The 14,362-nt window shown below is 43.0% G+C and carries 7 protein-coding genes; 3 read left to right on the top strand and 4 right to left on the bottom strand.

The genetic code is table 11. The annotated features are described in order from the left end of the window. Positions 1 to 90 precede the first annotated feature (90 nt). Together LX66_RS23475 and LX66_RS23470 are read left to right on the top strand one after the other, a co-directional pair. Positions 91 to 3,504, top strand: coding sequence for a SusC/RagA family TonB-linked outer membrane protein (locus tag LX66_RS23475; RefSeq protein ID WP_158642735.1), 3,414 nt, complete (start codon positions 91 to 93; stop codon positions 3,502 to 3,504). A 23-nt stretch (positions 3,505 to 3,527) separates the two neighbouring features. Continuing rightward, the gene (locus LX66_RS23470) at positions 3,528 to 4,982 is read left to right on the top strand and encodes a RagB/SusD family nutrient uptake outer membrane protein (protein ID WP_145717977.1); all 1,455 of its coding nucleotides are present in this window, start codon (positions 3,528 to 3,530) and stop codon (positions 4,980 to 4,982) included. A 104-nt stretch (positions 4,983 to 5,086) separates the two neighbouring features. Here the strand turns inward: LX66_RS23470 and LX66_RS23465 are convergent, their stop codons facing one another. From LX66_RS23465 to LX66_RS23450, 4 genes are all read right to left on the bottom strand, one after another. After that, positions 5,087 to 5,329: a hypothetical protein gene (locus LX66_RS23465; RefSeq protein ID WP_145717975.1), complete on the bottom strand. Its 243-nt coding sequence runs from the start codon at positions 5,327 to 5,329 to the stop codon at positions 5,087 to 5,089. Positions 5,330 to 5,463: 134 nt separating this feature from the next. Then, on the bottom strand, positions 5,464 to 5,952 hold the full coding sequence (locus LX66_RS23460) for a TlpA family protein disulfide reductase (RefSeq protein ID WP_145717973.1): 489 nt from the start codon (positions 5,950 to 5,952) through the stop codon (positions 5,464 to 5,466). A 14-nt stretch (positions 5,953 to 5,966) separates the two neighbouring features. Continuing rightward, on the bottom strand, positions 5,967 to 7,514 hold the full coding sequence (locus LX66_RS23455; RefSeq protein ID WP_145717971.1) for a hypothetical protein: 1,548 nt from the start codon (positions 7,512 to 7,514) through the stop codon (positions 5,967 to 5,969). 15 nt (positions 7,515 to 7,529) lie between these two features. Beyond that, positions 7,530 to 10,673: an NAD(P)/FAD-dependent oxidoreductase gene (locus LX66_RS23450; RefSeq protein ID WP_170232408.1), complete on the bottom strand. Its 3,144-nt coding sequence runs from the start codon at positions 10,671 to 10,673 to the stop codon at positions 7,530 to 7,532. A gap of 912 nt (positions 10,674 to 11,585) precedes the next feature. Here LX66_RS23450 and LX66_RS23445 point away from each other — a divergent pair. Continuing rightward, on the top strand, positions 11,586 to 14,240 hold the full coding sequence (locus LX66_RS23445) for an alpha/beta hydrolase family protein (protein ID WP_145717967.1): 2,655 nt from the start codon (positions 11,586 to 11,588) through the stop codon (positions 14,238 to 14,240). The last annotated feature ends 122 nt before the right edge of the window (positions 14,241 to 14,362 follow it).

Below are 14,362 nucleotides of genomic sequence, written 5' to 3'. Positions count from 1 at the left end.
TTTCCCTTATAGATAATGCATATTTCGATATGCTGTTTTTTTGAAAATGTGAATGTTATATTCCGATCTTCAAACGTCAAAATTGTTCAAATGACCAAAATCTTAGCGCACCAGGCCTGTTTCAGGCTTGTAGCCACAAGTATCCTTTTCTGCCTATGCCTATGTCACTTTTCCAACGCCCAAACTTTTGCAAAGAATCAGGATGATAATAATGGCAGCAAAACGGTCTCTATTTCTGTAAGGGAAACGTCCATTAATGAGGTGCTTAAAATCATCAAGCGATTAACCGGACTTTCGCCTTTCATGACAGGCCAAACTGTAGATGATTTAAAGGAAAAGGTGTCGCTGGATGTAAGGAATGAACGAGTGGATCATATTTTACAGCAATTACTTGGAAGCAGGGGATATACTTTTCAGTTCAATGATAATGTTATTATTATACGGAAAAGAGAGCCACATTCACCTGTAAAAAAAAATCAAACAGATAGTTCGATAAACACTACAACAATCAGTGGTAAAGTAACAGACGCAGCAGGTACGCCTTTAATAGGCGCAACAATAGTGGTAAAAGGTACAAATGATGGGACTGTAACAGATAATGAGGGGAATTTTACTTTACCAAATGTAAACAAGAATGCAACGATGCTCATTCGTTCTGTAGGTTATGAAACGAGAGAGATAGCGGTAAAGGGCCAGCGGATTATGGTGCAACTGAATGTGGTGGTGAGTGATTTGGATGAAACGGTGGTAATTGCTTATGGAACCACTACCAGAAGATATAGTACAGGTAATGTCAGTACCATAAAGGCAAAAGATATTGAAAGGCAACCGGTTAGTAATCCTTTGTTGGCTTTACAAGGGAGGGTGCCAGGAGTTATTATTGAACAATCAACTGGTTTGCCCGGTTCTGGAGTCGCAGTGCGGATACAGGGGGCAACCAGTCTTAGAAAGAATGGCGATCCGTTATATGTGATAGATGGGGTGCCCTATACCTCCCGCACGCTATATACACTTAGTTTGATACAAGGTACATCCGGTGATAATGGGCAGGACTTTGGCAACGTTCCCGCAGGGGCTGGTAATCCACTGAGTTTTATAAATCCGGCTGACATTGAAAGTATAGATGTATTGAAGGACGCAGATGCTACCGCTATTTACGGGAGCAGGGCTGCTAACGGCGCCATCCTGATCACAACAAAGAAGGGGAAGACCGGCAAAACTCAGGTAAATTTTGATGTTCAACATGGGTGGGGGGTAGTGCCAAAGAAACTTAAGCTCTTAAATACATCACAGTATTTGGATTTAAGAAAAGAAGCGTATAAGAATGCCGGCCTGACAGTTCCAGATGCTACTACGCCATCAGACCAAAGTAACGCAGATCTAACCTATTATGATCAAAACAGGTATACAGACTGGCAGGAGGTGTTGATTGGTAATACCGCGGAATACACCAAAGCAAATGCCAGTGTGAGTGGTGGTAATGCCAATACGCAATTTTTAATGGGAGTAGGGTATCAAAAGGAAACGACAGTATTTCCGGGGGATTTAGCAGACAGGAAAGGCTCTCTGCACTTTAATGTGAGTCATAGCTCTTCCAACCAACGGTTTAAAGTTACGCTTTCCGGCAACTATATGTTGGATGACAACCGGTTAATAGGGACAGATCTTACGGATATAGCAATTACGCTGGCACCCAATGCCCCGGAACTATATCATTCAGATGGCTCCCTGAACTGGGCATTGCTACCCAATGGAGACGCTAGTTGGAGAAACCCGCTCGCATATCTGCAACAACGTTATAAGAACAAAACCAATAATTTAATCTTCAATAATACCATAAGTTACCAGATACTCCCTGGACTGGATGTACGAAACTCTTTCGGTTATACCAACCTACGCTCGGATGAAATATTGACTGCGCCTTTAAGTATGCATCCACCTCAGAATCGTCCTTATAGCCAAAACCAGTCAACATTTTCTACAGGTATGATCTCCACCTGGATAGCGGAGCCCCAACTGAACTATAAAAAAATACTAAAGCGTGCTTCCATAGATGTATTAATTGGTGCGACATTTCAACAGAATACCACTAGCTACAGCTCTATCACCGGTATGGGTTATTCTTCCGAGCTACTATTAGAAGACATTACTTCTGCAGCAAACCTGCAGACTTTCAACGGGGCTTCTGTCTATAAGTATAATGCCTTTTTTGGCAGGCTGCATTATAGCTGGGACAACCGCTTCCTTTTAACGTTATCCGGGCGCCGGGATGGGAGCTCCCGGTTCGGTAGGGAAAATTTATTTCATAATTTCGGATCTATTGCAGGCGCCTGGATATTTTCTGAAGAGAATTTTTTTAAGAAACAGCAGGTGTTAAGTTTTGGAAAACTAAAAGCAAGCTATGGTACAACCGGCAACGATGGGATTGGGGATTATCAGTTCTTGAACAGGTATAACGCAGTTTCTGCTGTGTTGCCATACCAGGGTATTACCGGATTACAACCCACAGAGTTGTCAAATCCCTACCTGCAATGGGAGGAAACGAGAAAATTGTCACTGGGTATTGATCTCGGCTTTTTAAATGATCGTATTTTATTTGCAGCAAATTATTTCCGGAATCGATCATCCAACCAATTGGTAAGCTATGGACTCCCTGCAGTGACAGGGTATACGAGTATTCAACAGAACCTGGATGCAGTAATTCAAAATACAGGATGGGAACTTAGTTTTAGCACGGAGAATATTAAAGCTGGCCGGTTCAGGTGGAATAGCAATATTAATCTAACAATACCCAGAAATAAACTCGTCTCTTATCCAGGGTTAGAAACATCTTCTTATAAGTATGATTACACAATCGGGCATTCAACGAATATAAGAAAACGTTACAAGTATCTGGGGGTGGATCCTGAAACAGGATTGTATCAAATAGCAGATAAGGAGGGTAAAATTATTTCCGGGATTGCTGGCACTCTGGATGACCGTGTTTTGAGTATTGATTTGAACCCAGAGTATTATGGGGGGGTGCAGAATACCTTCTCCTATGGCTCAATTGAGATGGATTTTCTATTTCAGTTTGCAAAACAGATGGGGCAGTATAATCCGTTTGGAAGGAGCCGGCCGGGAACATTTTATGGCGCAAATAATATAGGTAACCAGCCTGTTGAGGTTTTAGAGCGTTGGAAGGAGCCCGGCGACATAGCCAATGTACAGAAGGTAAGAACAACCTGGCCAAGGGAAATGTCCACTTCTTATACTAATGCAAGCAACAGCGATGCGGCCTTTATGGATGCTTCATTTATCAGGTTGAAGAATTTATCCATATCATGGACCTTGCCCAACTCCTGGCAACAGAAAGTGAGTATGAATGGAGCGAGATTTTTTTTACAGGGACAAAATATTTTGACAATAACAAAATATAAAGGATTAGATCCGGAAACGAGAACAAGTTCCCTGGCTGTACCTGCCTTAAGAGTAATAACTGTTGGTTTTCGCACATCCTTCTAAATAATTGCATAAACAGAATTAATATGAATAAGCATAAATTGTTCGGTCTGCAGCTTTACTTTAGCACTTATGTGATGATAGTTGTTGTTATATTATTTACTAGTTGCCGGAAATTTATTGAAGTAGATAGCCCGGCTAACAGCATTAATGAAGGTAATGTATATACAAATGATGCAACAGCCGCCAGTGTGGTAACAGGAATCTACCAGACGATGAGCAGGGAAAATTCAGATGAATTTAATGCTACCGGGAAATTAGCAAATATTTATACAGGTCTTGGATTATCAGCGGATGAACTAATATTATTTGATATTAATTCTATGAGTTTAAATCCGTATTACACTAATGACCTCGCAGCGACTAGTGCCCCAGGTTATTGGCGAAATATATACAACACTATTTATATTGCAAACGCGGTAATGGAAGGAATAGAGTCGAGTACTTCATTAACTCCCGCCGTAAAAAAGCAGCTCTTAGGGGAAGCGAAGTTTCTCAGAGCCTTTAATTACTTCTACCTGGTGAATCTGTATGGAGATGTGCCACTGGCTTTGAGTACGGACTATACTGTGAACACGGCACTGCCAAGATTTTCGGAGCAACAGGTGTATGACCAGATTATTCGAGATTTGGAGGAGGCAAAAACATTGCTGAGTAGCCAATACCTGCAGGGAGACGCCATGACGGCCTATGCTAACGGGGCAGAAGAGCGGGTGCGTCCTACCAACTGGTCCGCCACAGCACTCCTTGCAAGAGTGCTTTTATATACGAAGGACTATGCAAATGCGGAGAAAGCCGCTACGGAAGTAATTAATCAAACATCGCTATACAACCTCGAAACATTGGATAATGCTTTCTTGAAAAATAACCGGGAAGCTATCTGGCAATTGCAGCCAGTGAACAATGGTATTTATGCGAACACGGGCGAAGCGAAATTCTTTATACTGCCCGAAGCAGGACCAGGGAGTGCAAATCCTGTTTATTTGCGGGAGGAACTGGTGAATAGTTTTGAAACAGGTGATTTGAGAAAAATACATTGGGTGGGACAGGTGCCCGTCGGTAATATCGTTTATCATTATCCCTATAAATACAAAATAGGGCTGGTGAATGCTGAGAGCACGGAATATACCACTATACTTCGGTTAGCGGAATTGTATCTGATCCGCGCAGAGGCGAGGACATATCAGGGTAACTTGAATGGGGCTGTAGAGGATCTGAATATAATCAGGAACAGAGCCGGATTACCCAATATCATTGCTGCTTCCCAGTCGGCACTGATCGACATTATCAGCCATGAAAGGAGGGTTGAATTGTTTACGGAATGGGGACACCGTTGGCTGGACCTAAAGCGTACAGGCGAAGCTGATTGGGAACTGGGGATAGTAAAGGGGGCTAACTGGCAAACAACGGATCAATTATATCCCATTCCGGATGAAGAATTGAGAAAATCGCCCGATTTGCAGCAGAATCCGGGATACTGAGTATGGGAGAACAGACCTGTTGATGCAGGCCTGTTCTTTCAATCATTGAACCTTTAAATGAAACTAACAGTTAGCTATGCTAGCAACATTTAAAGTTAACCTTATTACTGTTGAATGGCCAGGTTTGCTCTTACTTGGCAATCAACGTCCTCAAGTGTTGTTGCGTAAACCGTCCCATTTGCTGCAGGAACGAAAGTGGTGTTGTCTGCGGTTAATGTACAGGCGCCGGTACCGTCTGCAGTAAGCCTATAATAAGTGGTAATACCCCTGTAAGATTTAAAAGCCAGGGCGCCACCAACAACGGCAAACAAAGCGATAGCTGTTAAAGCAATTTTAGCACGTTTCATGATCATTTTGCTTTTTAAATCAAAAAGCTAAACTTTAGTATGAATGAATGGCCTACTCTTTTCGATGGTTTTCGGCTTCCCCATGTCGTTTGGCTCTGTTTGCAAGTTCAGAGCCTTATGTATTGCGCAATAAATTATTTTTCAATAATGTTTTTTATCTGTTTGGATGTTATATTACCTGTAAACACTTCTTTCAGTTTTTTATCTTTTCCATAAATAGCTACATACGGGACACGATTGGTCTTGAAATGATTTCCAAAGAAAAGATCGGCGTCTATACCTGTAGTTATATTTGCGTATTTGTTTAATTGATAATGATGGTAAAAATCCTTCATCTCATTGAACGACAGGGTGAATACATAGAAGTGGATGCCGCTTAGCCTGTTGCTATCTTCAATGATTTCTTCCATCTGTGCCCGTGAGTAAGGGCAGTGTGGGCCAAAGTAGAATAGTACAAAAGGTTTTCCTGCGGGAATATCATTCGTATTGAGATAGGTGCTGCTATCCGGGAGCAATAACCGGAAGGAAGGAAGCAACTCTCCTTCCAGGCCGGTTTTTTGAGGAGCCCGGGCAAAACAGCCATATAAGCTCACTATTAATATTAGAAATACAAGCTGTTTCATGCTAGAGTTTTTTATCACCTATGATAATGGGAAAAAATTGCCGGCGTCATCAACTGATGCTCTTCTTCTTCAACAGGTGTTTTTACTATCCCGCTTTCATATATGATAAATGCTACCAGCAATACCGTAAATGTAAAAGTAGTGACCATCGGAAATGCCTGGTACCTTAGTACAATAGGGGAGGCCAGTATACTGAAACCCGCATTGCAAAACCATATCAGTAACATTATCCATAATGCTTGTCTGAACAAAGGCATACTTTTCTTAAGCCCATTCAAGAATAGAAAACTGAAAAAGCTTACTATAAATACAAGGTTGATAACAGCCAGTAATACCGGTAAAATGATAGCGCTGGTAATTTCTTTGTCCGTGAAAGTAACATGTACTTTGTTGCTTTTTAATCCGAACCAGAATTGGCCTGTTGCTTCAATACTATCTTTTCCCATATTGTAAGTACCCAGAAACTCCAGTGGAGGGGAATAGTAGTTCAGTATATTGGGCCACAAATAGTACCTGGTAAATGCAATAGGATACTGTTGAATAAGATACCTACCATATTGCCCATATAACGGCCCCATTGAGGCCCAACGTTTAAACCCGTCAGTAGTGCTATCCTCTCTGTATTTTTCGCGTACATATTTTTTCAGCGGCGCCTGCTCATCCCAGAGATAATATACCCCTAATTCTGCATCGGGTCGTTGTGTTAGTTGGCGTAGTGAATCGTTATGCCAGTTTACGAGCGCGTGTAATGCGCTGAATTGCGCAGGTACTGACTCATAGGGGGATGGGGGAACATGTGCGTAAGCAAACAATGCATTACTGGCGAGTTGCCAGCCTCCAAAGGCGGAAAATTGAGTAGTGCCGGTTGTGGATCGGTATTGGCGAATGGTTTGTGCAATAAAGATTCCTGTCAATATCACAACGACTGCTATACCGGCAATCTTCTCCCGGGTATGTATATGACATAGCGCAATTGCCAGCATGCTGATCAGCGGGTAATAGAGCGCGTTGTATCGGACGGTAAATGCCAGGAGCAATATTATAGCATGTGCCAATAATAGTCGCCATCCTGGTTTATAAATTATCCATATTAACTGGGTAAACCATATCAGACTTAACGTTGCAAACAAGGCATCGCTGGACACAAAATTGCTGATGTGTAACAATAAGGGATTCAGAATATTGCAACCAAGCAGGACCCTCAATACCCATTTTTCTGTCTGGAGCAGGTAAGCAACGGTAAACACCAGATAAAGCATACTGGCTTGCAATAACAGGTACTGTATTAATGTCAGCAGCATGTGCGACTTGGTGAATACGCTTAACAACCGCAGGAACCTGGAATAGCCGATGGGCCACATATTAATAAATTGGTTAGAGAAAGCAGTTTCCAGATAAGAGTAGGAATCCGGCAAAAAGTTGGGGAAAGGGTAAAGGTATTTCAATACACTAAATTGTATGAGCACAGCCGCACCTGCCAGCCCCAGTAGCAGTTTACGCTCCCGGGTTTGCCAAAGCCATTTACTGAAAGGCGTTGATGCTGTATGATGTTGGAAAGTCATTTTCAATCATTTTGCTTAAGCGTTCTCTTCAGCATTTGCCAGTTTCCACAGGTAATCAATTAAAATGACGGCAAATGATATAAGCACCAGTATGGGAAAGAGCTGGAAACGCAGCGCAATCGGAGATGCAAATACGCTGAACGCGAAATTTGCCAGCCATAACCCGGCCACCAATAATAGCGCTCGTGACAGCGCAGGGTATTGCCTATGCCTTTTTAGAAAGATAAAACCTGCTATGCTGCACAGGAATACCACATTCATAATACCCACCAAAATCGGATAGAAGTTGAGCACATTTACTTTGAAATCTTTGAAATAGCTGCTGATTTTAGTGGTTTTGTAGCCAAACCATCTCTGCGCTACAGGCATCACACTGTCAATCCCCATATTATAGTTTTCCAGGAATTCTACTGGCGGGGTATAATATTTGATGGCATTGGGAACAAGGTAATGCCGGGCAAATACCAGGGGATATTCTTTAATAAGATGTGCCCCATATTCTGCATATAATGGAGCTACCGTAGCCCATTTTGTAACAGGTCCTTTTGTCGAATCCTTTTTAAATTGGTTTTCCATATATTGCTGTAATGGCGACATGCGAGCCCACATATACACCGTACTGGCCACGAGCATTTCCTGCGGATGTTTTTTGGCATCCCGCGTGGTGTCAAAGTAGGTACGCACCATTTTGTCCAGTTGGCGGAACTTAGCCGGCACAGGCTTTACATTGGCACTATCTACGTAACGGTAAGCGTACATGGCGTTATTAGCCATCTGCCAGCCAGAAAAGGGGGAAAACTGTTTTTGGCCGGTCAACTCATAATACTGCTTGCTGGTAAACTGTATGAAGCCTCCGATCAGCAGTATACCGAGCACAATACCCGCTGCCTTTACTTTAATATGTTTTTTGGACATCAGGTACACTAATCCAGCTATTATGGGATAGTATAAGGCATTGTAACGGATAATGAAAGCCAGAAACAACACCACCACGTTTAGCAGGATCAGGTGGTTATTAGGCCGGTACATGACCCAGAGCAACTGCGTAAACCATATAAGGCTCAAGGAAAGAAACAGGGAATCACTGGATACATAGTTCGCCAGGTACGGGAACACCGGATTAAACAGCATGAATCCGAATAACAGTATTTTTGCCACCCTCCCCGGTCTGTAAAAATAGAACAGGGTAAATATAAAGGCCATCACGCTAGCCTGTAACAGCAGATATTGGAAGGTTACCAGCGCAGTATCAGAGGAGGTGAACACACTGAATAACCGAAGAAATCTGGAGTATCCAATCGGATAGGTGTTAACATCCCAGTTCATGTAGGCGGTTTGCAGATACACATAAGAATCCCCATTAATAAAGCTCGCAAAAGGGTACAAAAACTTAAACACCACCCACTGCACTATAATCCCTATAACACCCACCCACACAAACCATTTATGCGCGGGGTTCAGGAATATGAAATGCTTCAGGCTCTGTTCCCAAACCGGTTGAGCTGCCGGCGCCACTTTTTCCGTTACGGTCTCGTTGTCAGCAGTTGCCTTCTCCTCATGATACTCCTGCTCGGTATTAATGGCCCATATATTCGTCTTAGAAACCACCCCTGCCGCAATATTATCCACCGCCACCATAGCCGTCAACATAGAGTGATCGGAATTATTATACTTATGCATCCCGTTCCGCCCCACCAGGAACAGGTTCTCAAACCGGTCTATATACTCCCGTACTACATCAAACCGTTCATAGGTGCCAAAATATGCCGGGTAGGTTTTTTCCACACGCAGCACTGTGGTGTCCAACACATTTGCTGCAGAGGCCAGCCCTATCTTTTCTAACTCTTTAATGGCCAGTTGCTTGATATCCTCATCCGTCTTCTTCCAGAAATCATCTGTTGTATTACAGAAGAACTCCATGCCCACCCAAGTGGTATCCGGGTCCTTTACCATGTAAGGGCTCCAGTTATTGAACAGTTGTAACCTGCCCACCTTCACATCTTTTTCCTGTATGTATATCCAGGTATCCTTCAACTGCAGCGGTTTCCATTCACCGGTCCTTTTATCCTGGAAGGAGAGTTTTTTCAGCAGGATGCCCACGGTAATAAAATCCCGGTACTGCAGGCCGGCAGCTATTTCTCTCACATCATCAGGCACCGCGCCATCCAATCCGCCGACTAGCTCCTGCACCGGCATGGTGGAAAAGAAATAATCGCCTTCCAGGTAGCTGGTTTCCCCGGTAATGTTATTGATGGCTGCTATGGCTGTCACCTGGTTATTGTCATCATTGGTATAGATGCGCTTTACGTCATGGTGCATCAGTATCCGGCCGCCCATTTCCTCTACCTGGCGGGCTACTTCCTCCCAGAGCTGGCCGGGGCCGAACTTGGGATACAGGAACTGTTCTATCAGGCTGGTTTCAGTATCTTTTTGGGAAATATCGTTGCTATTTTGCTTTTCCTTGCGCTTCACAGCCGCTTGCACCGCATGCTGTATGGCCTTGCTGATAGATACCCCTTTAATACGCTGGGCGCCCCATTCGGCACTGATCTTATTACAGGGCAAGCCCCAAACTTTCTCCGTATAGTCTTTGAAGAAAAGTTTATATAGTACCTGCCCGAAGCGGTTCACCATAAAGTCCTCCAGGTTTTTCTCCGGCTTGCGGGGAAATAATTGCGCCTTCAGGTAGGAGCACATAATAGCAATAGTGGTCCATAGGCCCAACTTGGCAAGGGTGTCCAGGGATAGTTGAATAGGGTAGGTAAAGAATTTCCGCAGGAAATAGATCCTGGATAAACGTTTGCGTACCAGCATCACTTTATCAGGATCCGTTCCTGCGTTATCTGTTGCCCCAATAGATGCGGTATCCACTTCCCGGGACTTGTGCTGGTAGCTGATATTAAAGGTGCTTTGCCCCTCAGCTTGCACCGGCATAATATTGAACCACCAGTTCATGACCCGGTCCGATTTGGAGAAGAAGCGGTGCCCGCCAATATCTATACGGTTGCCTTTATAATTAACAGTTTTGGAAATGCCGCCTATATCTCCCGATTTTTCCAGTATAATGGGAGTGATATCAGTTCTCTTCAGTAATTCATACGCGGCAGTAAGTCCTGCCGGTCCGGCGCCTATGATAATAGCATTCTTCTTGTTGTTCATAGTTTTGTTCATTAGCTACCGTATCTGCACTCCCTTACCCGGGCAAGGGAGGCAGACCCGGCAGAGCAAAAGAATAGGAATGACTGTGACCAATGGGCACATTTATAGTGGATAGTTAACTATCGGCCCTAAAGATGGCAATGCTTGTTGTCCTGCTAATGGCTGAACGCCTGTTCCCTAATAGCCTGACCAGGGATTGCTTCCGTGCTGCAATGTTGAATGCATTGCATCTTCCCGTTTACAGGCATGCCTGTAAGCCTGCCATGTTGACAAGGAGCAGATGCGGGCGAGACAAACGGTTGTTTACGTGGCATAGTCAAATGCTTTAAGGTTTTGAGGGTTACCCGGTGGTGCTATACGGCAAGGCACAGCAGCAGCCGGCTGGACTTACTAAGAAAGATAAGCGGTGCATATAAGCCACTCTTATATATATTGAGATGAAAGGACGAAATGCCGGATCTTAGAGTTACAGGTCATCAGATACCTTTGAGGGTTACGAATTTTCCTTTTTAGCATAACGGCTATTTTGAGTTCTTCAATTCGGATCGAGTGTATGGTGCTTGACTTTGCTATAAGCTTTAACACTTGTTCGAATTTAGAACACTATCGGGTAACGATCGTTATCATCTTGGAATTTTTTTTGTGGTCATTTTAGACCAACCTATTCGGAAGTACAGGATATAGTTTGTTTTAGCGGGAATTTCCTTAATAAATTGTTGCCGTTTGCTTATGATTACCTTATTTCTCTTGCGTAAAAACGGATAGCCTAAGAAAAGGTACTACCTATTAATAATAAACAATACCCTGTTTGTTTGCCAGTTCAAAATGTATTATTTTGCCTTACTGTTGCTTATGATGTTTGTCTTTCTCTCTATACAATTTATTGGCTATTAAAACTTCATGTAACAGTTTATGAAACAGTTTTTCTTATTTTCATTTTTTACTTGTTATACTATCTGTTTATTTGCCCAAAAGCCAATTATCGACACTGGTGTTTTTGATAAATGGCATACCGTTCAACGTGATCTTAAAGTCAGCAACAATGGGAAGTATGTTACTTATCGGATAGCTAATCGGGTGATTCAGTCAGTAGATAACCGTTGGAAACTGGAGTTAGAGGGTGGAAGGACAGCCTTATTCACAGATGATAGCCGGAGGGCGATTGTATTTCAGGGGGGAGATAGCTTATGCGGGTACAAACTGGGTGGTAGCGGGCTGGCAGAATTTTGTATTACTAATGTGAGCGGTTTTGAGTATTTCAGGAAGAGGCAGGAGGACTGGTTAGCCTACCGGTTAAAGGGTGCTGAAAAAAAGTTGGTATTACGAAATATACAAACCGATAAGGAAGAGGTATTTGTTGGGGTTGAAAATTATAAGCTAAATAAAGAAGGTACAACTTTGGTGTTTAAGCGGGAAGAAGCCACCCCCCATACCGTAATTCAATCTTTAAACTGGGTGGATATTTCAGGTAAGCATTCCGGGAAGCCGAAAGTTATCGGGGAAAGCGAGAGTATTTCAGATTTTCGCTTTGATAATACCGGCAAAAAATTAGCTTTTGTAGAAAAATATACTTACAACAAGAGGGAGATGAAATCGATCTGGTATTATAGTGCAGGTATGGATACTGCTGTATCACTGGTGGATAATAATAAGATGAATGCGCTTGATAGTAGCTGGGAAGTTAATGACTTGTCAAACTTTAATATAGCGGGCGAACGGTTGTTTTTTAGTATAAAGGAGCGCAATCATGCAAAGGAGGTTGAGGGCGGCGTGGCAATGGATATATGGAGCACTACAGATGCAAAGTTACAACCTCAGCAGTTATTGGAGAAAGCAACTGGCCAACTGGGTTATATGGCAGTAGTTGATATACAAAATAAACATATCATCCGCTTGCAAAATGAGGGTGAAGAATTCCGTTTGATCAGTAATAAAAGCAATGATGATTGGGGGATAGTAGTCTATAACGAAGGCGATCAGCGAGAAAGGTATTGGAATAATCTATCCCGGCCTCTATATCATCTAGTATCTGTAAAGACAGGTGAACGGAAGCAGGTGCGGGTCCCTTTTTATGGGATATCTCCCGGGGATAAATATTTGGTAGGCGAAGACAGCCATGGTAATATGTTCACTTATGAACTGGCTACGGGAGTGACATATGATGTTACCGGGTTGCTTCCTCTTTCGGTTGGAGATGCCGGGAATAGTGATCCTTCCTGGGTGCCATCGGATCACCGTGGCTTATCTTTTTGGGGATATTGGCTAGAGGGGGATGAAGCGATGTTAATATATGACAGGTATGATATCTGGCAGCTGGATCCCAAAGGGATCAGCGCTCCCGTGAATCTTACCAATGGTTACGGCAGGAGAAATAATGTTACTTTCAGATTTATTGATAATGAAGGTACCATTTACAAAAGGGGAGATAGACTAATACTGGCTGCTTTTGATAATGATAATAGGCACAACGGTTTTTATGCTGCCGTGATTGGTAACAAACGGGAGCCAGATGTTTTAACAATGGGCCCCTATATATATTATGCCTGGTCTGCTTATATTTTAGAAGGCATGCGACCTGCCAAAGCACGTGATGCAGTAAATTATGTAGTATGGCGTTGTAGTGCCAGGGAGGCGCCCAATTATTTTTTAACAAAAGATTTCAAGCAATTCCTTCCTTTAAGCCATGTTTATCCAGAGCGTGCTTACAATTGGCTGCAATCAGAGTTGGTAACATTTTGCACCCTGGATGGGCGGAAGGAGCAGGGCGTACTGTATAAGCCGGAGAGTTTTGATCCGCATCAAAAATATCCTGTTATTATCCACTACTATGAATCAAAATCAGATTGGCTAAATCAATATATTCCTCCAGATTTTTCAGATGGGGGCATTAACATTTCTTATTTTGTAAGCCAGGGGTACCTGGTTTTTATACCGGACATTCATTATACTATTGGAGAGATTGGGGAAAGTGCTTATAGTGCAATAGCAGGTGCAAGGAATTACCTGGTTGGTCAGCCCTGGACAGATAGCAGTCACGTAGGCATTTCCGGACGTAGTTTTGGCGGATATGAAACAAATTACGTGATTACTCGCTCCAATTTATTTGCGGCAGCTTGTGCTGATGCAGGTGTGGTTAACAATATTAGCCAATATGGGAATTACGTATTTAATTCGGGAATGAGCCTTCAGGAATTCTGCGAACGAGGACAGAACAGAATGGGAGCAAGTTTGTGGGGGAAGCCGGACCTGTATATTAAGAACTCCCCAATTTTTCAGGTAGACAAGGTAACAACTCCCGTATTAGTAATCAGTAATAAGTTGGATGCGATTGTTCATTTTGAACAAGGAGTACAACTTTTTACCAGCCTGTATCGCCTGGGGAAAAGGGCCTGGTTACTGCAGTATGATGAAGAACAGCATAGTCTTCATCAAAGAAAGAACGAGATGGACTTAACCATTCGTATCACACAGTTTTTTGATCACTATTTGAAAGAAAAACCGGCCCCTGAATGGATGAATACCGGGGTGCCGGCAAAGTTAAAAGGTGTTGACAGGGGGTTGCAATAAGCAGCGGACTTCTTTATGTCCAGCAACACGTTGGGTTGAAGTACAAGAACAGGACTGTTTTGAAGCCGTCCTGTTCTTACATCCAGACATCTAAATGAACTATTATTGAGGTTGTTGGCCCT

Origin of the sequence: Chitinophaga japonensis (genome assembly GCF_007830125.1) — a bacterium.
Taxonomy (GTDB): domain Bacteria; phylum Bacteroidota; class Bacteroidia; order Chitinophagales; family Chitinophagaceae; genus Chitinophaga; species Chitinophaga japonensis.
Note: the sequence above shows the minus strand (reverse complement) of the source record. Positions and strands in the feature narration are given on the sequence as shown.